Annotated in this window: 19 protein-coding genes and 1 pseudogene; 17 read left to right on the top strand and 3 right to left on the bottom strand. The window is 53.3% G+C overall.

Annotation, left to right across the window (positions count from 1 at the left end; genetic code table 11):
- The first annotated feature begins 39 nt into the window (after positions 1-39).
- From GFS31_RS21380 to GFS31_RS20220, 3 genes are all read left to right on the top strand, one after another.
- Positions 40-162, top strand: a complete 123-nt coding sequence (locus tag GFS31_RS21380; RefSeq protein WP_263974950.1) for a hypothetical protein — start codon at positions 40-42, stop codon at positions 160-162.
- Positions 163-1,137: 975 nt separating this feature from the next.
- Complete coding sequence (locus GFS31_RS20225; protein ID WP_198808509.1) at positions 1,138-1,926, top strand: ParA family protein; 789 nt, start codon at positions 1,138-1,140, stop codon at positions 1,924-1,926.
- 172 nt (positions 1,927-2,098) lie between these two features.
- Positions 2,099-2,944 (top strand): ParB/RepB/Spo0J family partition protein, encoded by an 846-nt coding sequence (locus GFS31_RS20220; RefSeq protein WP_263974949.1) that lies wholly within the window; start codon positions 2,099-2,101, stop codon positions 2,942-2,944.
- Positions 2,945-2,964: 20 nt separating this feature from the next.
- On the opposite strand, the gene GFS31_RS20215 is transcribed toward GFS31_RS20220, so the two are convergent.
- Both GFS31_RS20215 and GFS31_RS20210 read right to left on the bottom strand, forming a co-directional pair.
- Positions 2,965-3,216, bottom strand: coding sequence for a hypothetical protein (locus GFS31_RS20215; protein ID WP_198808507.1), 252 nt, complete (start codon positions 3,214-3,216; stop codon positions 2,965-2,967).
- Positions 3,217-3,467: 251 nt separating this feature from the next.
- Positions 3,468-4,385, bottom strand: coding sequence for a helix-turn-helix domain-containing protein (locus GFS31_RS20210; RefSeq protein ID WP_198808506.1), 918 nt, complete (start codon positions 4,383-4,385; stop codon positions 3,468-3,470).
- A 480-nt stretch (positions 4,386-4,865) separates the two neighbouring features.
- Between GFS31_RS20210 and GFS31_RS20205 the strand changes: the two genes are divergently transcribed.
- The 11 genes and pseudogenes from GFS31_RS20205 to GFS31_RS20155 all read left to right on the top strand — a co-directional run bounded on the left by GFS31_RS20205 (position 4,866) and on the right by GFS31_RS20155 (position 17,465).
- A complete protein-coding gene (locus tag GFS31_RS20205; protein ID WP_198808505.1) occupies positions 4,866-6,713 on the top strand; it encodes a bifunctional metallophosphatase/5'-nucleotidase in 1,848 nt (615 codons plus the stop codon).
- 370 nt (positions 6,714-7,083) lie between these two features.
- Positions 7,084-8,934: an AAA family ATPase gene (locus GFS31_RS20200; protein ID WP_198808504.1), complete on the top strand. Its 1,851-nt coding sequence runs from the start codon at positions 7,084-7,086 to the stop codon at positions 8,932-8,934.
- Between the two features lie 659 nt (positions 8,935-9,593).
- Positions 9,594-9,971 carry a nuclear transport factor 2 family protein gene (locus GFS31_RS20195; RefSeq protein WP_198808503.1) on the top strand — a complete coding sequence of 126 codons (378 nt, stop codon included), beginning with the start codon at positions 9,594-9,596 and terminating at the stop codon, positions 9,969-9,971.
- Positions 9,972-10,042: 71 nt separating this feature from the next.
- Complete coding sequence (locus GFS31_RS20190) at positions 10,043-10,339, top strand: Uma2 family endonuclease (protein ID WP_198808502.1); 297 nt, start codon at positions 10,043-10,045, stop codon at positions 10,337-10,339.
- Positions 10,340-10,441: 102 nt separating this feature from the next.
- Positions 10,442-11,629 carry a transposase gene (locus GFS31_RS20185; RefSeq protein ID WP_198804897.1) on the top strand — a complete coding sequence of 396 codons (1,188 nt, stop codon included), beginning with the start codon at positions 10,442-10,444 and terminating at the stop codon, positions 11,627-11,629.
- Positions 11,630-11,646: 17 nt separating this feature from the next.
- Positions 11,647-11,949, top strand: a pseudogene (locus GFS31_RS20180) (Uma2 family endonuclease); the annotation flags it as partial.
- A 402-nt stretch (positions 11,950-12,351) separates the two neighbouring features.
- Complete coding sequence (locus GFS31_RS20175) at positions 12,352-13,893, top strand: arylsulfatase (RefSeq protein WP_225907740.1); 1,542 nt, start codon at positions 12,352-12,354, stop codon at positions 13,891-13,893.
- A gap of 412 nt (positions 13,894-14,305) precedes the next feature.
- Entirely contained in the window at positions 14,306-14,986 is a 681-nt protein-coding gene (locus GFS31_RS20170; protein WP_198808501.1) for a hypothetical protein, read from the top strand.
- Positions 14,987-15,127: 141 nt separating this feature from the next.
- Positions 15,128-16,615 (top strand): MFS transporter, encoded by a 1,488-nt coding sequence (locus tag GFS31_RS20165; protein ID WP_198808500.1) that lies wholly within the window; start codon positions 15,128-15,130, stop codon positions 16,613-16,615.
- 3 nt (positions 16,616-16,618) lie between these two features.
- Positions 16,619-17,083, top strand: a complete 465-nt coding sequence (locus tag GFS31_RS20160) for a DUF1622 domain-containing protein (RefSeq protein WP_198808499.1) — start codon at positions 16,619-16,621, stop codon at positions 17,081-17,083.
- A complete protein-coding gene (locus GFS31_RS20155) occupies positions 17,076-17,465 on the top strand; it encodes a DUF202 domain-containing protein (RefSeq protein WP_198808498.1) in 390 nt (129 codons plus the stop codon). The genes GFS31_RS20160 and GFS31_RS20155 overlap by 8 nt, the downstream gene beginning before the upstream one ends.
- Before the next feature lie 278 nt (positions 17,466-17,743).
- Here GFS31_RS20155 and GFS31_RS20150 read toward each other — a convergent pair whose 3' ends face one another.
- Positions 17,744-18,148, bottom strand: coding sequence for a YidH family protein (locus GFS31_RS20150; protein ID WP_198808497.1), 405 nt, complete (start codon positions 18,146-18,148; stop codon positions 17,744-17,746).
- Positions 18,149-18,267: 119 nt separating this feature from the next.
- Here GFS31_RS20150 and GFS31_RS20145 point away from each other — a divergent pair, with 119 nt between their 5' ends.
- The 3 genes from GFS31_RS20145 (at position 18,268) to GFS31_RS20135 (ending at position 21,446) form a co-directional block, all read left to right on the top strand.
- Positions 18,268-18,657 carry a YidH family protein gene (locus GFS31_RS20145; protein ID WP_198808496.1) on the top strand — a complete coding sequence of 130 codons (390 nt, stop codon included), beginning with the start codon at positions 18,268-18,270 and terminating at the stop codon, positions 18,655-18,657.
- 12 nt (positions 18,658-18,669) lie between these two features.
- Positions 18,670-20,112: a DUF202 domain-containing protein gene (locus GFS31_RS20140; protein ID WP_225907736.1), complete on the top strand. Its 1,443-nt coding sequence runs from the start codon at positions 18,670-18,672 to the stop codon at positions 20,110-20,112.
- 257 nt (positions 20,113-20,369) lie between these two features.
- The gene (locus tag GFS31_RS20135) at positions 20,370-21,446 is read left to right on the top strand and encodes a formylglycine-generating enzyme family protein (RefSeq protein ID WP_410503873.1); all 1,077 of its coding nucleotides are present in this window, start codon (positions 20,370-20,372) and stop codon (positions 21,444-21,446) included.
- The last annotated feature ends 30 nt before the right edge of the window (positions 21,447-21,476 follow it).

Below are 21,476 nucleotides of genomic sequence, written 5' to 3'. Positions count from 1 at the left end.
AACGTTCTTTAGGGCTTGTGAATTAGGACGGTGGAGGCGATGACCGAGCCGCGCCTGTGCGCTACGTCAGAATCTCTTTGGCGAGTGGAGAACGAACGGTGGGCCAATGCCCAGTTTGAGATGGATGGTGCGGCCTTTGATTGGACAGTGTTCAAAGCGTAGTTCAATGCCGACTATGGCAACCTGCCTTTGGCCACGATTCGAGCAAACCTGAAAACCTACTACGGATTCAGCAATGCTCAGGCTGTGGCTGAGGCGTATGACAAGATCTAGGAGATGCGCCGCACCCGCTAAGCTTGACGCGGCTCCTAAGACCGAGGGCTGACCCAGACCCGAAACAGGACTAGTTCAGCCTGTCTTGTTGCTCACCCACCCGTGTCTTCGTCTTTGAAACTCGCCTTGAAATCAACAGCTCACGCTGAGTTTGGGCAACGCATTCCAGGTGACATCATGGTCAATTGACGGCCCTCTAGGCCAGGGGGCAATGTCACCCGTTGGGTACTGATGCCGACCTTGGCAAAGACTCGGTGGCGGCAAGATGGTGCACTGAACCCTGGCTCTAGTTGAGGGGGTGCTGAGGGTCATGATCTGCTGCGATGAGACCTTGTCTCGATGCGGCAAAACAAGATGAGTTGAGGCTAACTGTCATAGCGTACAGATGTTTGCTCTAGTGGGACAGACGCCTCCCGGAGACGGACAGATGTAGGCAGATACGGAGGCGATGGAGGAGGGAAAATCTTCCCAACTATTGTTGGGCAAGATTGACCTTGATGGATGAGCCCCCATGCTCAACCTTGTTACTCAATGCCAGCACGTTATTCAGATATACTTAGCTCTCCGCTCAATCCTCAGAACTGGTTTGGACTCCAGCTAGAGCGAAAGCGGACGTGCAGATGGACTAGACCATGGCCCGTCATGGCCGGATGCTGAGCTTGGCTTTATTTCGGCGGTAGGCTCTGCTCCAAGCTTTCTCAGAGCCTACCGCTCATCCTAGAGGGCGCGTTAGATTCCATGGCTCAGCCCCAAAATAACGATTGGACAGTGGGGTAGGATGCTAAGGCGATAGCTCGGTGCTACGTAGCACCGAGCCATAATTCCGACTAAAATCAACCTGTGCTGAATTGAGCAGGTGCTTAGGTGGGCAAAGTCATTGCACTTTTCAATATGTCTGGGGGCGTTGGTAAATCTACGCTGACGATGAATCTAGCGCACCACTTACAGGCAGCAGGTAAGCGAGTCTTGATGGTAGATATGGATCCCCAGGCGTCTTTAACTACGTTCTTGGGTCTCAATCCCTTTGAGATGGAATCGACAATCTACCATGGCCTAGTCAAGCAGCAATCGACAGTCGTAATGAACGATGTATTTGGATGCAGCCTAATCCCAGCCAATATCTATCTGTCTCATGCTGAGCTAGAACTCGCAGCTGTGCTTCGACGTGAGTATCGACTAGAGCAAGTTCTCTCTAGCGTCTCAAGCCAATACGACTTAATCCTGATTGACTGCCCCCCATCATTAGGGCTCCTGTCTATCAACTGTCTCGTGGCTGCTCACTACTTAGTGATTCCCATTCAGACAGAGTATAAGTCGGTTGAGGCTACCATCAACTTGCTACAGACAACCTACGAAATTGCTCAGCAAATTAACCAAGAATTACAGGTTATCGGGGCCGTCCCCACGATGTATGACGAACGCACATCCCAATCCCGTCGAGCCTTGAAAACGATTACAGATGTATTTGAGCAACTGAAGGGAACCTCAACGAGCTTCAAGGACACAGTAGTCTTCCCCCCCGTTCCTCGCAGGACAGACTTTGCGAATGCGACGAGCGAACATCTCCCCTTAGCGGCCTACGCACCCAAACATCCAGCCGTTGAGACCTTAGCGACCATCGCGAATACCTTAAGCGATATCGCAACAGCCTAAATCTAAGCATCAACGGTTCAAGCCAAGTAAACCAATCACGTTGTGGAGAAGTGTTGTGGGATCGCAGAAGCCAAAGCCAACTGGATTCAACCTACAAGGCCGGGGGATTTTAGGTGGACTTGTCAATACTCCTGAAGTAAAGGCCCAATCGAGTGATGACCAACGATCCATATTGCTACCTGTCAGCCAACTCCAACCGAACCCGCAGCAGCCACGGCGTTTTTTCTCCCAGGCAGGCATTGACCAACTGGCGGCATCCTTCCAAAAGGATGGCTTTCGAGGTGCGCTGAATGTGCGCCAACTCGCAGACGGTTCCTATCAGATTGTGGCTGGGGAACGACGCTGGCGAGCGGCGAAGCAGGCTGGGTTGAAAGAGGTGCGCTGTATTGTTGAGGAATACAGCGATGAAGATGCCTTAGAGTTTGCCCTAGTTGAAAACTTACAACGAGAAGACCTGAGTAAACTAGAAGAGACTGAAGGCATTCTCACGCTGATTGAGTCAAGGCTCGGTGTCTCTCGTGACCAAGCCATTTCGGTGATTCAAGTCGAAGGTCATCCTGATCGACTGACTCGGTGCGACGTAGCACCGAGCGACGCCATTCTAGAAATCCAGTCCATCCTGGAGGCATTCAATATTAGTCTCCAGACGTTCCGAACCAAGAATCTAAGGACACTCTCACTGCCCGACGCACTCAAGCAAGCCCATCTAGAGGGGCAACTGTCCTACTCCTGTGCGGTTGAAATTAGTAAGCTCAAGGATGCATCGAAGCGTTCCCAGTTACTGAACGAAGTGCTAGAACAAAAGCTATCGTTTCGCCAAGTAAAAGAACGGGTTCAATCCCTCAAGGCTGACACCCCACCAAAGGTAGAATCAGAGCATCAGCCTATTCTGGATGAACTGGATCGAACCCTAAAACTGGCCAAGCAGGCTAAGACTATCCTAGATAAACCCCAGAAGCGCAAGCGGCTAGAGAAGCTGTTGAGTCAACTTAATGCCCTATTAGAGCCGGGAGATTAGCGTCTAGGTAGCTGGCCAGGTTATGACTCATAAGCAATGAAGCGTACAGCCAGGAGCCTTGCTTTGAAGCAGGCAAAGTATCCATCTGTGCCAAACCCATGGCCTGCTTCAACCTTGAAAGGAATACAAAATCCTTCGGCGTTTGGCCCCAACGCTTCCCAAATCACACCCGGCCCTGGAAGCAAGGCGGCGGGTGTCCAAAACCATGCTTTCTCGACACAATGACCATAGGCAAAGTCGGCATGGTTGGCATCACCGCCTAGGCGAGCCACGGGTATCAGGCTGAGGATTTGGAATCGCGTCCAACGATGGCTATCCGTTTGGCTCGGTACAGAGACAGATCAGCGGCAGGAGGCAAGTCCACTTCAATGGCCAACTCTTCCATCTTGGCCTGATGCTGTGGGGTAGTGTAAGCCTAGGTGGTACGCTAATACGCTGACATAAAACTAACGAGTCTGGTTTGAAGAATTGCTAAAATGAAGCCAAGACAGTCATGCGCTGCCCCACTGAACTGCTTTGACCACTATCGTTGCTGCAAGGTTTTGGATGGCAACTCACCAAAAAGTTGCTTGTAGTCTCTAGAGAAGTGACCTAGGCTGAAAAAGCCCCACTGGTGGGCAATATGAGCCACGGTTTCAGGCTTTGGGTCGGCGTGGAGCAGCGCACGACGAATGCCGTGGAGACGCTGCACTTTCACAAAGGCCATTGGGCCCATGCCCAGCATCTCCTGAAATCCGTACTGGAGCGACCGCTGGCTAGAACACACGGCCTGACAAATATCTGCCAGCGTCAGGGGCTGGTCAAGATTGGCCATGATGTAAGCCTTGGCCGTTGCTACTAAAGCGGCTCGACGATAGGAACGGGGGGCATCGGCTTGGCGCGCAGGGGGCAGGGCATCGATCAACAGCGGCATCAAGTCCTGTTCCAGTAGGGTAGTAGCTTGGGGAGCATGGTGCCAAATCTGATCACTTACCCCGGATTGGAAGAGTTGTTTTAGATAGATGCAAAGGGGAGAAAAGCGATCTAGGCAGGGCACTACCATGTTTCGCTGGAGAAAGGCCTCGTCCAAATCGTAGCGATGGGCAAGGGCGGCATAGTGTTGAAATAATGCTTTGGAGACATCAATTTTGCACTGATCCTGCCCCCCTGGGGAGGTGATCAGATGAACGGGACGCTCGATATCAAAGCCAGCGATAGCATTTGTTAATAGCGGTTTATCATGGGCAAAGGCGGGTTGTAATAGTGCCTTTAGCTGGACTATAAAAATGAGATAACCGGGGTGTTTGTCGCCAACAACCTGAAGCGATTGGTTGGCTTGCTGCCGGGTCACAGTCAAGCTAGGACTCACGACCCAGGAAGCCAAACGCCCTTGAAAAGCACCCCGACTGAGTTGGGTTAACTGAAACCCGCTGGGAGCAATGGCATCACCAAAATGATCCACATCGTTAAAAGTAGCTTCTAGGTACTGAGGCCAATTCGTCGCCGATTGTTCTGTTACTGGTTGAGAAGAACTATTTCGACTTGAACCACCTGTGTCCATGCCTCACCTGAGCAATATCTCTAGCTATGGCTTTGATACTATAGCATTTCTCTTCCTTATTGAAATACAGCTTATTAGGTCGTGACAAAGAAACTGATGATAAATTGCTTTCAACCCTTATTTTGTCATTGAGTTTAGCTCAATTTTCTTCACCTATATGACTTCAGCTAAATTGATTTGAACTAAGCTGTATTGACCCCAGGCTAGGCTTAAGGTCTGGCCTGGGGTCAAAATCAACTTGCGCTTTTTGAATAAACGCTCTGCCAGAATCAGCCTAAGATTTGATGGACTTGAACCCCATGATCTTTGAATTCTATGGAAAGGTTTGAACTCAATCGCCGCACCTTTTTGAAAACCTCTCTAGCTGTAGCCCCTGCTGTTATGCTGTCTTCCCATACCCCACAAGATGCTTTAGCGGCCCTAGCGGCTACCCCAGGTAAGCAAGTCTTTTCCATCCTCCACACCAACGACATGCACTCCAACGTGATCGGGGTGGGGCCATTGCAAGACTACACGCCCCTAAAGTTAGGAGATGACCAAACCAAGGGCGGCTATGCCCGTCTAGGCGCGTTGATTGCCCAGCGCAAGGCCGAACTAGGGCAGCTTGGCCCGGTGCTGGTGCTAGATGCCGGGGACTTTAGCATGGGAACCGCCGTGGCCGCTGCCTGCCGAGAGATGGGGGCCGAACTGCAACTGATGGCCCAAATGGGCTACGACGCCACCACCTTCGGCAATCACGAGTTTGACCTAGGGCCAGACGGCTTGGGTAAGGCCATCCAGCGGGCGGCGGAGGCGGGGGATATTCCGGCGATTGTGGTGACGAACAGTGATGTCAGCGCCGAGTCCGAACGCTTAGTCGATCTTCAGGATCTAGCCCAGCGCGGACTGCTACAGCCCTACCGGGTGATTGAGCGGGGTGGCCTGCGGTTTGGGCTGGTGGGCATCATCGGCTACGACGCCTTTAAGTATGCGGCGGATGTCGGTGCCGTCACCTTTGGCGACCCCATTGAAACCGCCAAGGCCACCGCGCAACGGCTAAAGCGGGAGGAAAACGTTGATGTCGTGATCGCCCTCAGCCACGGCGGCGTGGTGCATCGTCCCGATGGGTCGTTTCAAGGAGAAGACCTCAATCTGCTGGAGGCTATCCCAGGGTTGGATGTGGTGATTGGCGGCCATACCCACAGCGAACTGCGGGAGCCGCTTATGGTGGATCATCGCCCCGTGGTGCAGACCGGAAAGTATGGCGAACACCTGGGCGAACTGGTGCTCAGCCTAGGGAATGGCCGCGTGACGGTGGAGTCCTATCGGCTGATTCCGGTGGATGACCAGATTTTGGGCGATCCGGCCATTCAGGCCGAGGTAGAAGGCTTTCTGCAACAGTCGGGAGACATCACCTTTGCCCCACGGGGCTATGCCACCACCCAACCCCTGGTGATGATCACCGAGGACTGGCCCATGGACTACGCAGACATTGAATCGGGCACGCCCCTGGCCAACGTGGTGACGGATGCCCTGCGCCTCGCCACCAACAGCCAGATTGCCTTCACCGCCAACGGGGCCATCCGAGCCGGACTCACCCAGGGCAAAACCGGAGTGCAAACGGTATACGACATCTTTGCCCTCGCCCCCCTCGGCAACGGCATTGTGGATCCCACCGCTGGCAGTGCCATGGTGCAGGGCTATTTCACGGCGGCAGAACTGAAAAATATCCTGGAATTTCTGCTGATGGATGACCCCAACCATCCCGGCGAATACTACCCCAGAACCTCCGGCCTGCGGTTCTACTACGACCCCCGCCGCCCCCGGTTTGACCAAGTCACCGCGTTAGAACTGGGCGATTTAGACGACGGCTACACCCCCCTCGACCTCGCGGCCCCCACCCTCTATAGCTTCGCCACCAGTTTGTACCTCGGCTCGATTTTGGTGTACATCCCCCAACTCACCAAAGGCGCGTTGACCCTTCAGCCCAAAAAGGCCGATGGTAGCCCCCTCACCACCAAAGCCGAAGCCATCGTTGACCCCAGGGACTCCACTAGCCCCTACGTTCTCCCCGCCACCACCCACCTCAACGCCGATCTCGCGGCCATCAATGCCGCCAGCCGAGAAATTAAAGAGTGGCAGGCGATTATGGATTACTTGGTGAACCTGACCACCAAAACCCCAGACGGCCTTTCTCTCCTGGTTAAAGATGATCGTGCCAAGGAGATAAGGGGGATTAAGATTTCCTAAAAAATGACAATCTCTGAGCTTGACCTTCAGAACCTGGTTGCGTCAAGAAACGCGGCCAAAAGAAATCTTAAGCTTCAGGACACCCAAGGCATTGGGTATTTATACTAAAGCTGTCAACCTAAGATCCCATGTTCGGCATTTAGGCTGATTTTTTCTACCTAAGATCCCTGTAGGGGTATTTAGGCAGACAGATTTCCATCTAAGATCCTGGATAAGGGTATTAGGCGGAAAATTTCCCTCTAATAAAGAGTTAGCTCTACACCCAAGCTACCTTCAGGAATTGGAGAACCTTTTGGCGTTTAGTATATCTGCATAGAAATCTGAGATAAAATTATGTTGCTCAAAATTCCTTAAAACTGAAATATCTACGATGTATCTCCGCGAATGCCTAATTGAAAATGTTGGACCAATCTCTGCACTAGATGTTTCGCTTGATATAGACACCGCAGGAAACCCTAAACCGTTAATTTTGGTAGGTAAGAATGGAACTGGGAAAACCATTTTCTTAGCCTATATTCTTGATGCACTAGCAGAGTTGGCGAAGAAAAAATTCAGTGATATAGCCATAGGGCAACAGATTGGGAATAGTCCGTTCTTCAAAATGACTAGTGGTGGAGATATCCGTTCACTATCCGGAAGCAGTCTTAGTCTTCTACAGTTCTCAGATGCAGACAGTAAATTCTGCTACATAGAAAAAGTTGGTCAAATTAACCCACAGAACTACACAGAAAAACTGAGAGGTCGATTTGAGTCAGTACAGTCATGGCAGGAAGATGAACCATTCCACAAAATATCTGCGGGAGACGAGAAGCAGATTGAGGGTTTTTTTCAAAATCAAGCAGTCTGCTTTTTTCCATCATCTCGTCATGAACGTCCTCACTGGTTGAACCTCAGTGCAATCGAAGATAAACCTTTGTTTGGTAATGAGAAGCGCCTTTCGGGCGTTTTAGGAAAACCCTTGATTGTTGAACGAGCTGCTGAACGTAATCAACAGTGGCTAATGGACGTTCTACTCGATTCACTTGTAGACGGAAACTTCATTGTAGGAGTTCCTACTCCTGAGCAAACTGCACCAATCTACTTTCAAGCACAGCCTAATCTTTCAGACAAACTATTGCTTAAATTAGGACGACAAAACGTTGAATCACTGCTTCGTTCAGTTCTTGAGGATGAAAATGCTCAACTAATACTGAATTATCGAAACGCAGTACATGGACGAGTTGCAATCCATTTTGGGAACGGTATCATCATCCCATCGCTATTTCACCTCTCAGCAGGACAGGCTTTGCTCTTTAATCTCTTTGCTACAATCATTCGCTATGCGGAGCGAACAGATCTTCAAAAAAGTGTTCACTTGAGTGAGATTAAGGGAATCGTCTTGGTCGATGAAATTGATGCTCATCTACACACCGATTTACAATATGAAGTCCTTCCCAAGCTAGTTAAATTATTTCCAAAAGTGCAGTTTATCATTACATCACATTCACCGCTTTTTCTGCTTGGGATGGAGCGTGAATTTGGTGCTGATGGTGTCCAGATACTGGAAATGCCTACAGGTAAGCAAATTAGCACTGAAAGATTCGAGGAGTTCTTGAAATCATTTGAATTCTATCGGCAAACTCAGGTATTTGAGAATACAGTTGAGGAGCAAGTATTAGCAACGTCTAAACCTTTAGTGCTAACAGAGGGGCAAACAGATGTTGCTTATATTAAGAAAGCCTTGAAACTACTAGAGCATACAGATTTGTTAGAACAAGTAGAGATCGATGAAGTTGGCAGGTCAGGAAAGGGAGGTTCAACAGGTGGTGGTCATACTAACTTGGATTCTGCACGCAAGTTTTTAGAAAATAATCAAAGCCGATTTCCTCGGCGGGTCTTGCTTCTTTATGATTGTGACACAAGGAAAGAAGATGAAGATGTTGGTTCACTCTCAAGTCGTTGTATACCTCAGAATACTCATAATACTAAGGTAACTAAAGGTATTGAAAATCTTTTACCAGTCGAGTTGTTTGAAGAACGATTCTATCAAAAGCGCAGTAAACAAACAGAGTATGGCGGGGAAACCATCATTAGCGAGTTTCGCAAACAGGAGTTCTGTGAATGGATTTGTGAACAACGAAGCGAAAAAAAGGATTTCCTTCAGTTTGAGGCATTGGTAGTACCAATTCTTAGGGAGTTTCTTTCCACTCAAGCTTGTAAATTAGATGCCGAGCCGAGCTAATAAATCGCTGAACCGGAACGGGAAAAAATGTATCTGATAAGTCACAAAGATTACTGCCGTCCGGTTAGCTCAAACGTTAGGCCGCAGAAACTTCACCTTCACTGTTCCACACCCCAGCGAGGAAATTATGACTTGGCACACATACGAGGTTCCACCTATCGATTTTGGTTGGAACAATTTGCGAACAGTCCGAGAAACTGTTAAATCGCTTGCAGCCCGAATGCAGTCTGAGTCTTTGGAAAACGACATTGACCCATCGGAAGTGCAGCACTTCCTTGCCAATTGGGAGAGCGCGAAGGCAGAAGCCAGCGCTGCTGGATGGGAGGGCGACCTCAGGCACGAACCAGTCGTTTTTTGGATCCCAGACGACACAGAATTCAGCTATGGATTCGTCCTCAAACAAGACAATAACGGCACCACATACGTTGTGTCGCCAGTTCCATTGCCTTGGCTTGAATCGGTTTACTGATGTTTTCTCCGTCACGATCTGCGGCCTAACATAGCGTCATGCCTCCGCACACGGCTGAGCTTTACGTTAGCTGGCTCCGCACACAGGAATCGTCTTTGTAGATAGGGCAAGTGAGTATCAGTTAAGGTGCGTTAATTAAGCGATCAGCCATGAGTAAGCGTTAAGTGTAGTTAAAACGATAGTGGTAAATATGAATTTAAAAATTGAAAGCCAAATTCGTGAGTATGAAGTACGACTTTATGCCGCAATGTCTGCCTCTGATGTTGCTGAATTGGATAGGCTCATCGCCGATGATCTACTTTTCGTCGGCCCAACTGGTGAACTAGCAACAAAAGCAGTAGATTTAGACTTGCACCGTACTGGCGGCACTCAGTTCCATGAGTTTGTGCCTAAAGAATTAGAAATACGTGTTTGGAGCGAAGACTTTGCCCTTGCGTCGGCCCAGATCTTCTTGAGCGGCACGTATTTAGGAAATGCCTTCGCAGGTGATTACCGCTATATAAGAGTTTGGCGAAGAGACAAAAGCGGTTTGCAAATCGTTGGTGGCAGCGTTAGCGCAATAGTCTGAAATTCTAGACTTCATCAATCTTGAACAGTAGGTAATGTTCATTTTTTGAGATCTATATATTGCCTAAATATATGATTGCCGCCAACGAAACTCCTCCTCGCCTCACCCCCGATCAATATCTGGTTTGGGAAGAGACCCAGCCAGAAAAGCATGAGTATGTCGATGACAAAGTCTATGCTATGGGCGGTGGCAGCGTAAATCATGGGCGCATTGTCATTCGTTTAACTAGCCTGTTAGAGGCCCATCTAGAGGGTAGCAACTGTATCACCGGAAACTCTGATATTAAGGTTAAGAGTGCGAACAGCCCAAATTATACCTATCCCGATGCCAGCGTTACCTGCGATGAACGCGACAGGACAACACCCTGACTGCCTGACAGAAGTGGGTGAAAGGCTTGAAACCTCGTGGTGGGAGGGGAAAAGGTGAGGTGACATGAGACGCTGGAATTTGCGTATTTCAGGGTCTTTGCCATGTCATCCACCACCTGTCTCTATGATCAAGTGCTGTCCTTGCTGCGTCAATATAGCCATCGTCGGGATTTACGGCACCTCAAAGCGCTGGCGTGGATGGTGACGGCGCTGGTGTGCAGTGGTCGGTTGAGCCTGCCGGAGTGGGAGGCCTATGTTCCCAGTCGCGCCCGCCAAGCGCAAAGCACCGAACGACGATGGCAACGGTTTATGAGCAATCACCGGGTGCGGATTAAAAGTCTGTACGTGCCCTTGGCGTTAGCGGCGATTCATCGGTGGAAAGGACGGCGACTCTACCTAGCCCTCGATACGACGGTGCTGTGGAATCGGTATTGCATGATTCACCTGTCCGTGACCTGTTGTGGGCGGGCGGTGCCCCTGCTGTGGCGGGTGTTAGAGCATCCTAGTGCCACGGTCAGTGCCCAACGGTATTTGCCGATGCTGCGCTTAGCCCATCGACTGTTGCAGGCTTATCCCGATGTGATGCTGTTAGCCGACCGAGGGTTTGCCAACCATGACCTGCTGGCGTGGCTCAGCGACAGTCGATGGCACTATGCTTTACGCTTGCCCAGTGATGTGGTGGTGCATGGCCCCCGCCGTCAGCCGATTGAGGTAGGTGTTCTGTGGCCCCCCAAGGGCGAAGTTCGTTTCTATGAGGGCATTGGCCTGTGGGCCGATGGGCGCTGGCGCTGCAACCTGGTTCTGGCTAACGTCAAAGGCGTTAAGGAGCCCTGGGCGGTCATCACCGATGAGCCGCCGACCCTCAATACCCTGTGGCAATATGCCCTCAGGTTCCGAGTTGAGGAACTGTTCCTCGATTCAAAATCCGGGGCCTTTGCCCTCGAATCTTCCGGCATCCGCTCCGCCCAAGCCCTCGAACGTCTCTACCTCGTCGCGGCAGTCGCCATCCTCTATGGCACCACCCAGGGCATGGCCGCTCAACTCGACGGTCTCCGCTCTCAGGTTGACCCTCATTGGACACGGGGCATCAGCTATCTCAAAATCGGCCTCCGCTGGCTTAGAGGGGTGGTCAACAAAGGGCGTCCGTTGCTCAACCCCATCCCCCTATTGACCGTTGACCCAGATCCCTGTTTTGCATCTAAAAAGGCAGAAGCCCGATATTATGACCGCATCTGGTTCTCTAGGATCCAGTCCATGCGCTGTCAGCTACCCCCTTGGGAGGCCGCATAAAGATGTGTCAGGCAGTCAGGACAACACCTCAATACACTACCTATCCCTGCTTAATTGTTGAAGTTCTCTCAGAAAGCACTGAGGCTTACGATAGGGGCGGCAAGTTTAGGCTGTATCGCCAAAACCCAGTTCTACAAGATTACCTCTTGGTCAGTTCCACCAAGATTGAAATGGATTTGTACCACAAGAATGAGGCGGGTGATTGGGTCATCATTAACTATCAACCAGACGACATCATCGAGCTAAAAAGCATTGGCCTGAAGTTTACCATTGAGCAGGTCTATCGTAGCTTAATCCTGACTTCAGACACGGAGATCTGAGGAGATACAGCAAGGCATGAAAAGTCGGAAAGTCGGTAAACCTGATCTCAGTTAGATGGGCTATCTAGGCATAGCCTATGCAGCATAAGCCCCTGATGCGTTGCGGTTGGGCTGGTGGCCTTCGATACAAGGGGCTGTTGCTTTATATGAACTTGCGTTTTTTGAATAGTGACAGCAAAAGACTTCGGCGTACAATCCGCTCAATCACTGTTGATTAGCCATGTTAATTATCAAGAATTGTGAAATGGAGATAACGACTCTATGAGACATCCTTGCCCCCAGGATTGGCCCAGCCGGGGATTTAGCCCTCCTCGCCTCCTGACTCGTTTAATTGCCGCCGCGCTGGTGTGCGTGATGGTTTTGGCTCCCTCCTCTTGGCTGGGGTTTTGGAATGGTCAGGCCATGGCGGCGGCCTATCCTTCGGCCAGTAGCGCCCCTGGTGCGGCGACGACCGCTTCCACCAAGCCCAACATTGTGGTGATTTGGGGCGACGACGTTGGCCAGAGCGACATCAGCGCCTACACCAAGGGGCTGATGGGTTTCCGCACCCCCAACATCGACCGCATTGCCGCAGAAGGGGTGATTTTTACCGACTACTACGGCGAGCAAAGCTGCACCGCCGGACGTGCCGCCTTTATTACGGGGCAGAGCGTGTTTCGCACGGGCATGAGCAAGGTGGGCTTGCCCGGTTCGGATTTGGGTCTGCGGCCTGAGGATCCGACCATTGCGGAACTGCTGAAGGCCCAGGGTTATGCCACGGCCCAATTTGGCAAAAACCACCTGGGCGACAAGGACGAATTTTTGCCCACCAACCACGGTTTTGATGAGTTCTACGGCAACCTCTACCACCTCAATGCCGAGGAGGAGCCGGAACTGCCCGACTATCCCGACCCCCAAGAATTTCCCAACTTTGCCAAGCGCTTTGGCCCCCGTGGGGTGCTGCACACCTTTGCCGATGGCCGCATTGAAGACACTGGCCCGCTGACCAAAAAGCGGATGGAAACCATCGACGACGACATTGCCGACCGTTCGGTGGACTACCTGAAAAAGCAGGCGGAATCGGGCCAACCCTTCTTTTTGTGGACGAACTTTACCCACATGCACTTCCGCACCCATCCCAAGCCCGAAAGTGTGGGGCAGGCCGGACGCTGGCAGTCGCCCTACCACGATGTGATGATGGACCACGACAAAAACGTGGGCCAAATCCTGGATGCGCTGGACGAACTGGGCCTGACGGAAAACACCATCGTTTTCTACAGCACCGACAACGGCCCCCACATGAACTCCTGGCCCGATGCGGCGATGACGCCCTTCCGCAACGAGAAAAACTCTGGCTGGGAAGGGGCGTTTCGGATTCCGGCCATGGTGCGCTGGCCGGGGCACATCGAACCGGGCACCGTGTCCAATGACATCATGGCTCACCTCGATTGGATGCCCACCCTGCTGGCCGCTGCGGGTGCCCCGGAGGTGAAGGACAAACTTCTCACTGGCTACAAGGCCGCTGGCCGGAACTTTAAGGTGCATTTGGACGGCTATAACTTCCTGCCCTACCTGACCGGACAAACCGCCGAAGCCCCCCGCCAAGAGTTCTTCTACTTCTCGGACGATGGCGACCTGCTGGCCATGCGCTACGACAACTGGAAACTGCACTTTAAGGTGCAAGATGCCCCCGGCACCCTGGATGTCTGGCAGCGGGAGTTTCGGCCCCTGCGCTTCCCCTACATCTTCAACCTGAGGACAGACCCCTACGAGCGGGCCAACCTCACCTCGAACACCTACTGGGATTGGATTTTGGATCACATCTTCCTGCTGGTGCCTGCCCAGGGCAAGGTGGCAGAATTCCTGTCTACCTTCAAGCAGTATCCCCCCCGCCAAAAAGCCGCCAGCTTTACGGTGGATCAGGTGCTAGAGCAACTGCAATCCATCCCCCCTGGTAGCCGCTAACTGCCGAGGGAAATTCTAGGCCAAGGGAGATCCCAGATCACACACTCGCTTTACTGCCCTGAGATTGGCCCTCACCCTAAATCCCTCTCCCAATTTGGGAGAGGGACTTTGAAGGACTTCCGGCTCCCCTCTCCCTCCTGGGAGAGGGGCTGGGGGTGAGGGCGACAGGGACTTTGCAATCTGAGATTGTGGCCATACCAAAGCACCCTGGGATCTTGGTTGCCAAGATTGGCCCTCACCCTAAATCCCTCTCCCAACTTGGGAGAGGGACTTTGAAGGACTTTCGGCTCCCCTCTCCCTCCTGGGAGAGGGGCTGGGGGTGAGGGCGACAGGGATTTTGTCATTTACCGATTCCGCAAGCTTAGCTACCCCCATGACGGCCTCCCCCCTACGCCCCCCTTAGGGAATACCCATGACCTCAGATAGCCCTCTGCTCCCCCGCACTCGCCTAAGAGCCCCCAAGGCCGCCGCCATTGCGGGTATTTTGTTTTCGGTGTTGCTGATCATCAGTCTGGTGCTGATCCTGCTGGCGACCCCGCCCACGCCCCTGAATGAGACTGGATTGCTGAGCCAAACGCCCGCTGTGCTGCTGTCCCTGAACTTGGTGCCCTTTGCGGGCATTGCCTTCCTGTGGTTTATGGGGGTGGTGCGCGACCTGCTGGGGGAACGGGAAGACCAGTTTTTTTCCACGGTTTTCTTTGGCAGCGGTCTGCTGTTTGTGGCCATGCTGTTTGTTAGCTCAGCGGTGGCGGGGAGCCTGCTTTTGCTCACCAGCCGCTTCCCCGAATCCGAGCTACTCGCGGTCTACGACCTGGGCCATAGCGTCGCCCGCGAAACCCTCAGCACCTACGGCATTCGCATGGCTGGGGTGTTTATGATTTCTAGCTGCACCCTGTTTTTGCGGACGGGGGTGATTCCCCGCTGGACGGCCTGGTTGGGCTATGGGTTCGCCGCCGTCATGCTGTTTAGAATGGGCTACATCAACAGCTTGGGCTGGGTCACGCTGCTGTTTCCCCTGTGGGTGCTGCTGGTCAGCCTTCACATTCTGACGGCCAGCTATACTCACCGCTCCGATCATCTACCCCTGGGTTAGATCAGGCCCGTTGGGGGCCATTACTGCCGTCTCCGCTGGAGATGATGCAGGCTATTTTGAGCATTCGGGTCATGATTCTGACCCTTGAAATTTAGGTATTCGTCCTCCAAATTCTGCGGCGGAGGAAATAGAGGAAAATCCATGACGGCGACGGTCTCTTCTGCATCCTTTGAACAACGGCTCGATAACGCGAGCCTCACCCGCGCTATGGGGCTGCTGTGGCTGCTGTCGGCGGGGCTAATTGCCCTAGATGGCTTTGATTTTTTTGTCATCGGCGTCGCTCTGCCCTTTCTCAAGCGAGATTTTGGCCTGGATGCCGTCACCGTTGGGGCGGTGGCCACGGCGGCGGTGGTGGGTTCCCTGGTGGGGTCGCTCACCCTGGGGCCAATCACCGACCGGGTGGGCCGCAAGCCGATGCTGATTGTGGACGTGGCGCTGTTTGTGGTGGCCACGGCGGGGACAGCGTTGGCCTGGAATGCCGCCTCTTTGATTGCCTTTCGCTTTTTAGTCGGCGTGGCTATCGGGGCCGACTATCCCATCAGCGTCGCCTACATCACCGAAAACGTGCCCGCCCGCTACCGGGGGCGCTTGGTGATTGGAGCTTTCACCTTTCAGGCAGTGGGGGCCATGGCCGGAGCGCTGACCGGGGTGGCGATCATCTATCTGTTCCAGGTGATCTATCCCGACCCAGAACCCATGGCGGTGCAGTATGCGTGGCGGTGGATGCTGGGGGTGGGGGTGTTTTTGGCGGTGATCGTCGCAGCGGTGCGGCTGGCGGTGCAACTCGAAAGCCCCCGTTACCACATTAGCCGAGGAGAGTATGCCGAAGCCTCCGCAGCGGCCAGCCAGCTTTTAGGCGAACCTATCACCCTCACCGCCGAGGACGAACCGCTCCCAGAAACCGAATCGGCCACCTTTGCCACCCTCTTTGCCCCCACCCATCGCCGCAGCACCCTACTGGCCTCGCTGCCCTGGTTTTTGCAAGACATCGCCACCTACGGCATCGGCATTTTTACCCCGGTGATCATCGCCAAACTGGCCTTTGCCACCGAAACCGACTTTCTGGTGCGAGAAATGAATGCCGCGCAAGGTGCAGCCCTTGTGGATGTATTTTTGATTGTCGGCTTCCTGAGTGCCGTGTTTTTGGTTGAACGCTGGGGACGAATGCGGTTGCAAATCGTCGGTTTTATTGGTATGGCAATAGGACTACTCTTGTTAGCAACTTCTGGATTAGTAGTATCCGGCAGCGGGGTCGAAACAGCGCTGGTGTTAGCGGGTTTTTTGGTGTTCAACCTGATGATGAACGCTGGCCCCAATGCCACCACCTTTTTGCTGTCCGGTGAAGTGTTCCCCACCCACCTGCGGGCCACCGGGGCCGGATTTGCGGCAGCTTTTGCCAAGGCGGGGGCCGTTTTGGGCACCTTTGTATTACCAATTTTTGCTAAGTCCTGGGGCATTCCACCGCTACTAGTGGGGTTAGCAATAATTTGTATCCTAGCGGCCTTGATCACCTACCGTTTCCGCATCGAAACCACGGGTCAATCTCTCGAAGCGGTGCAAGATTGGGAGCGCTCGCAAGTCATCGCCCAATCCACACCATCCCGCAATTTATCCCCCCAAGGAGATTAGCCCATGTCCTGGTTAGAGGTGATCGAAACCTTCTCCTTCAATCTGGCCAAACTTGGCGAAACCATCCTGGAAGCCCTAGGGGTGATTTGTATTTTTATCGGGATTATTGTCACCGCTCGACTGACGCTCAAAATCCTCAAACACCGCCATCGCATCGTCCTTCCCTTTATTCAAATCCGGCTAAAATTTGGCCTTTGGCTCGCCCTTGCCCTAGAATTTCAACTCGGAGCCGACATCCTGAGTACGGCTATTGCGCCCACTAACGAAGCCCTCATTCGCCTTTCAGTCATTGCTATCATTCGCACCTTTTTGAACTACTTTTTGAATAAGGAAATGGAAGCTCAGCTAGAATTTCGAGAAAAAGCCATTGCCCACAACTATCCTCCCCTCTATATGCTGGATAGCCCCCTAGACTTTATGGAAATTCCCAAAGATGCCCCCCTTCCTCCTCCTTCTAGCCATGACTAGCTCCATCCCCGATTTCACCCCCCAAGATGAACTTGCCCGCGAACGTAATCACCTAGCAGCGGATCGATCCCTGCTGTCCTTTTCCCGCACCAGTCTCACCCTCATTGGGATTGGTGTGGGGGTTGATCAAGTCGTTAGCGCCATTGCCCTCAGCGGTCGTTTTATTGACACCTGGGCCTATCTCCTGAGCTTGGTTTTGGTAGGGTTAGGCGTGGTTACTCTCGCCCTGGCCATCCGCGATTATCAAGGCGAAATGCAGCGACTTAAAGCCCCCGTCTATCGCTATACTCCCCGCCGTGCATTAGGGGGTCTTACAGGTTTATTGGTTCTGGTTGTAGGTATCCTTGCCTTTCTCTGGCTAGGAGGAAAGCTATGGTTATAACGATGCCTAGGGTGGGCAATGCCCATATTAAAAGTGACTGTCGATCCCCCCTGCCCCCCTTGCAAAGGGGGGTAAAAGTCCCCCTTCATAAGGGGGATTTAGGGGGATCCCAAACTTCGCTAAGTAGAATGGCTAAATTAAAATTAAGTTTTGCTCCGGGTTTCGACTGCGCTCAACCCTATTGCTGTCTTGCGTGAGGGCATTGGGCGCAGTAAAAATGCATTTTAACCATAATTTTGGATACCTACTCGCGAACACCAAGACATTTCAAACCTCTCCTAAATTAAAAACAAGGTGGCTACCAAACCTGCAAAGCTAAGAATGATGATACCGATCACAACCAACCGATTAAACGTCCTCACCGACAGCATTACATAATTGGGATGTTCGATACTTTTGATAGCCAGCCGATGTTGCACTAAAGCAATGCTTAACAACACCAAACCCACCCCCACAAACCCCATGCCAATCAGCGTCGCTGTGTTTCGAGTGATGGCGGCATTCATGTCAGGAAACCGCTCTCTCAAGCTACGAAAAATTTGGTCAAAGGCGATACCAAAACCAATTAGGCTCAGGCAGATTCCCAGCCAAGCATTGATCGTCCGTTCTGCCGCCGCCCGATTGCGTTCCTTAGCCAGCTCATTCGTCGGATTGATAGGCTTTTTGGGTGCTGACTCTGTCATACCTCCTGTTCTCCCTTACCCGTGAGGATATTTCTATTGGTTTTGAGAATAGCCCAATTTTTAACGATCTAAAATTCAAAATTCAAAGTTCAAAATTACCCTCATCCGTCCGTCCCCCTATGACCGAACCCAACCCCGCCACCGAACTTGCCAAAGAACGCAACCGCGCCGCCGAAGAACGCACCCTGATGGCCTGGATTCGCACCTCCCTGGCCCTGATTGGCTTTGGCTTTGGTATTGAGCGCATCGTCGCCGCCATTCACGAAGCCTTGGGCGATGTCGTTAATCCGTTTCGCCTGTCGCGCATTTTGGGCCTGTCCTTTGTGGCCCTGGGCACCTTTGCCATGCTGTTCGCCGCCCTCGACCACCAGCACCAACTCAAACGCATCCAGCGCAATGACCTAATTTACCAGTCCCGCCAGTCCCCGTCCCTGGTGGTCGCCTACGTCCTCACAGGACTCGGAGCCATCGCCTTCCTCGGCATTCTGATTAGTCCCCTAGTCAACTAACCCCCACTCCCCATGTCCTCCACTGAACCCCCATCTCCCCTACCCAACAACAACGAACTGGCCATGCAGCGCACGGTCATGGCCGAAAAGCGCACGGAACTGGCTGAGAATCGTACCGAACTGGCGGAACAGCGCACGGAACTAGCCGAAAAACGCACCGGGTTGTCCATCGAACGGACTGACCTGGCTGAATTACGCACCGAACTGGCGAAGGAACGCACCCGCGCCGCCGAAGAACGTACCTTGATGGCCTGGATCCGCACAGCGCTGTCGATGATTAGCTTTGGCTTTGGCATCGACCGCCTGTTCACCTACCTAGATCGCACCGAAACCGCCGCTGGCATCAACCGCCTCACCGAGGAACGGGTGCTGGGGCTAAGTTTGATGACACTGGGCTTGGTAACGCTGGTGATGGCCATCATCAACCACTGGACGATGCTGAAAACCATTGAATCCAAGAACTACAAGTATGGCCCCACCTGGTCGCAGGGTTTGGTGGTGGCCACGGTGCTGCTGTTTTTGGGCCTCGCCGCCTTCATTCCCCTAGTGGTGGGAGGCGTGCAAATGGCGGAGGTGTTCACCCTCAACAGCCGCGTCATCACCACCCTGGCGGCCCTGATTATCTTCATTTTGATGCTCAGCCTGGGGGCGCAAACCTCGCCTAGTAGCCTTGTCACCCTATGGCAGCAGCCCAACCTCTTGGGGCGATCCCTGCTGGCCACCCTGGTGCTGTTCCCGGTGGGGGCGGCGGTGATTGGCTATCTGGTGCTCAGCGGTGGGCATTCAGGAGTGGGTCGGGTGGCCTTGGGCTTGGGCGTGTTGGCGGCGGCACCGGGGGCACCGCTCCTGTCTCGGCGGGCCTCCATGGCGGGCGGCAACCCCAACGTGGCCATTAGCCTGCAAGTGACCCTGGCGCTACTGGCGATTGTCACCACGCCGCTGACGCTGTGGGTGCTGACCCAACTGTTTGCCCCCATTGATGCCAGTGCCGACTATCTGGCCATTGCCAAGCAGGTGCTCCTTGCCCAGGTTTTGCCCTTGGGGCTGGGGCTCGCCCTACGAAAATTCAGCGGCGAACAAGCGGAAAACGTGGGCCAACTGCTGGCGACCATTGCCAGTACGCTATTTGCGGTGCTGCTGGTGTTTGCCCTCGGCATCAGCATCGTGGTGCTGCCCACCATTGCGTGGCGCGGCTTAGTGGCGATTCCGCTGATTGTGATCTTCGGCCTCGCCTGTGGTCACGTCCTCGGTGGGCCTGAGATTTCCGTGCGATCCGCCATCGCCACCGGAACCATCGCCCGCAACGCCGGAATGGCCCTCTTCCTCCTCGCCGCCAACGGGGCCGGAAATGCCATCCCCACGGTGATCGCCTACGTGGTGATCGGGGCGGTGACGGCTTTGCCCTACAACGTTTGGGCAAAGCGGCAAACGAAAGCGATGGATAATCCGGCGTAGGCTCAGATCCCAGGGTTCTGAATTGAAGTAGGCGGTCATTCATAGTCAGTAATCTGAAGCACCCTGGGATCTCGTTAAAGCTCTACCCTTCCAACTCCCCTCCCCCTCCTGGGAGAGGGGCTGGGGGTGAGGGAAAAGCCCAAAACAAGAGCAATTCACTAACGGAATTGTCTTGACACTTTTTACCTAAATAGATGCGCTCTGCACCGATTTCATTAGGTGCATTGCTTCACGAATGCACCCTACGAAACGGCTTTATGTTTTTTAAGCAATTTTTTCCTTTGTGGATTCTGGTTGGTTCACTGTTCTATTGGCCTTTCCCAGCCTTAGCGGAGGCATCCCCCTGCCCTAGCGACATGGTTTTCATCCCTGGCGGCACGTTTACCATGGGCGATGAAGACTCGGATTTTGTGGAGGAAAAAATTGCGGCGGATGTGTCCGTCAGCAGTTTTTGTATCGAACCCCATGAGGTGACGAACGACCAGTTTGCGGCCTTTGTGGCGGCGACAGGCTATGTGACGGTGGCGGAGCGGCCCCTCTCGAAGGCAGAATTTCCTGACCTGTCTGAAGGCGAACGAGCACCGGGTTCCCTCGTCTTTCAGCCGCCGGAGGAGGGGCTTCAGCAGGTGGCCTACCTAAGCTGGTGGCACTGGACACCGGGGGCCAACTGGCAACATCCCTTTGGCCCAGCCAGCGACCTGCAAGGCAAGGAGAATCACCCCGTCGTCCACATCGCCTACGAAGATGCCGAAGCCTACGCCGCCTGGGTGGGTCGCCAACTGCCCACCGAGGCCCAGTGGGAATATGCTGCCCGTGGCGGGAAATCGGGCTGGACCTACACTTGGGGCGAGCAGTATTCTGCCAAACAGGCCAACACCTGGCAGGGGCTTTTTCCTTTTTTTAATACCAGGGCCGATGGACATTTGGGCACGGCTCCGGTGATGTCCTACCCGCCCAATGGCTACGGCCTCTACGACATGGCGGGCAACGTGTGGGAACTTACCTCTAGCTGGTTCACTGTCTACCACGACGACCTCGCCCATCAGCTCGACCCCACTGGCCCCGCTCAAGCCGCCAGCTACGACCCTAAAAAGCCCCAGGATGGAGCTACCCACGTTATCAAAGGTGGTTCCTACCTCTGCGCCAAAAACTATTGCAGTCGCTATCGCCCCGCCGCCCGCGAATCTCAAGCGGTGGATACCGGTACTACCCATGTGGGGTTTCGGTTGGTGCAGGCGATCACGCCTAATCACTATAGTCAATTCGATCATGAACAGACTAGCTTGACGAGTTCGTCCAGGGACAAGTCAGGTCACTCTGACCGCTTTCGTTGAGATGGCAGGCATTTCAGCAATTTGCGTGTG

Origin of the sequence: Leptolyngbya sp. BL0902 (genome assembly GCF_016403105.1) — a bacterium.
In the GTDB taxonomy this organism is placed as follows: domain Bacteria; phylum Cyanobacteriota; class Cyanobacteriia; order Phormidesmidales; family Phormidesmidaceae; genus Nodosilinea.
This window is presented reverse-complemented; position numbering and strand designations above follow the sequence as displayed.

Coding starts and splice junctions, on each gene's coding strand:
- GFS31_RS20195 (WP_198808503.1), top strand. CDS start 9,594: ATGAATTTAAAAATTGAAAGCCAAATTCGTGAGTATGAAGTACGACTT.
- GFS31_RS20170 (WP_198808501.1), top strand. CDS start 14,306: ATGACCTCAGATAGCCCTCTGCTCCCCCGCACTCGCCTAAGAGCCCCC.
- GFS31_RS20145 (WP_198808496.1), top strand. CDS start 18,268: ATGACCGAACCCAACCCCGCCACCGAACTTGCCAAAGAACGCAACCGC.
- GFS31_RS20185 (WP_198804897.1), top strand. CDS start 10,442: ATGTCATCCACCACCTGTCTCTATGATCAAGTGCTGTCCTTGCTGCGT.
- GFS31_RS20205 (WP_198808505.1), top strand. CDS start 4,866: ATGCTGTCTTCCCATACCCCACAAGATGCTTTAGCGGCCCTAGCGGCT.
- GFS31_RS20155 (WP_198808498.1), top strand. CDS start 17,076: ATGACTAGCTCCATCCCCGATTTCACCCCCCAAGATGAACTTGCCCGC.
- GFS31_RS20200 (WP_198808504.1), top strand. CDS start 7,084: ATGTATCTCCGCGAATGCCTAATTGAAAATGTTGGACCAATCTCTGCA.
- GFS31_RS20190 (WP_198808502.1), top strand. CDS start 10,043: ATGATTGCCGCCAACGAAACTCCTCCTCGCCTCACCCCCGATCAATAT.
- GFS31_RS20140 (WP_225907736.1), top strand. CDS start 18,670: ATGTCCTCCACTGAACCCCCATCTCCCCTACCCAACAACAACGAACTG.
- GFS31_RS20135 (WP_410503873.1), top strand. CDS start 20,370: ATGTTTTTTAAGCAATTTTTTCCTTTGTGGATTCTGGTTGGTTCACTG.
- GFS31_RS20150 (WP_198808497.1), bottom strand. CDS start 18,148: ATGACAGAGTCAGCACCCAAAAAGCCTATCAATCCGACGAATGAGCTG.
- GFS31_RS20165 (WP_198808500.1), top strand. CDS start 15,128: ATGACGGCGACGGTCTCTTCTGCATCCTTTGAACAACGGCTCGATAAC.
- GFS31_RS21380 (WP_263974950.1), top strand. CDS start 40: ATGACCGAGCCGCGCCTGTGCGCTACGTCAGAATCTCTTTGGCGAGTG.
- GFS31_RS20160 (WP_198808499.1), top strand. CDS start 16,619: ATGTCCTGGTTAGAGGTGATCGAAACCTTCTCCTTCAATCTGGCCAAA.
- GFS31_RS20175 (WP_225907740.1), top strand. CDS start 12,352: ATGGCGGCGGCCTATCCTTCGGCCAGTAGCGCCCCTGGTGCGGCGACG.